Source organism: Protofrankia sp. Cr1 (assembly GCF_963555865.1).
Lineage (GTDB): Bacteria > Actinomycetota > Actinomycetes > Frankiales > Frankiaceae > Protofrankia.
In genome coordinates this window covers 2927-3559 of record NZ_CAUVXO010000558.1, presented here as the reverse complement: position 1 = coordinate 3559, position 633 = coordinate 2927, and the positions used below count along the sequence as shown (strand labels likewise).

At 69.8% G+C, this 633-nt stretch carries 1 protein-coding gene; it reads left to right on the top strand.

The window, feature by feature from the left end; all coding sequences use genetic code 11:
- On the top strand, positions 1 to 593 hold a 593-nt coding region (locus tag U9980_RS25755; protein ID WP_322770298.1), incomplete at its 5' end, for a GNAT family N-acetyltransferase.
- Positions 594 to 633 lie beyond the last annotated feature (40 nt).

The window sequence follows — 633 nt, the reverse complement described above, 5'->3', positions numbered from 1 at the left end:
CGTCTCGCCTTGACCGCCGGGAGCGCCCTGTGACCCTGATCTTTGGACCGCCGTCCCCCGCCCGGCAGATCCCCACCGTGCTCACCGAACGGTTGACCCTGCGGGACTGGCGGGCCGAGGACATCGGACCGTACTCGGCGATGACCCAGCATCCGGACATGTCCCGCCACACCGGCGGCGGGCCCATGGATGACGAGGCGGTGTGGCGTCATGCAGCGTTCCAGCTCGGCCACTGGGCGTTGCGCGGCTTCGGTATGTGGATCGTCCGGGAGCGGGCGACCGGGGAGTTCATCGGCCGGGCCGGACTGTACGAAGAGTTGGGCTGGCCGGGTGTGGAGGTGGCCTGGACGGTGCGCCGGGACCGGTGGGGGCAGGGCCTGGCGCCCGAAGCCGGGATGGCGGCGGTGGAGTTCGCGTTCACCCACGTCGGTGTCGAGCGGGTCATCTCGATCTGCCACCCGGACAACATCCAGAGTCGTCGGGTCATGGAGAAGGTGGGCCTGACCCTGGACGGCGAGTGGTCCCTCCACGGCCAGCCGAGCGTGGTATACGCCATCAGCCGGGCCGAGTGGGATGCCCGTACCCGCGGCTGACCTCGGTCAGGCCGGCCCGTATAGAATGTCTTCCTCGTGG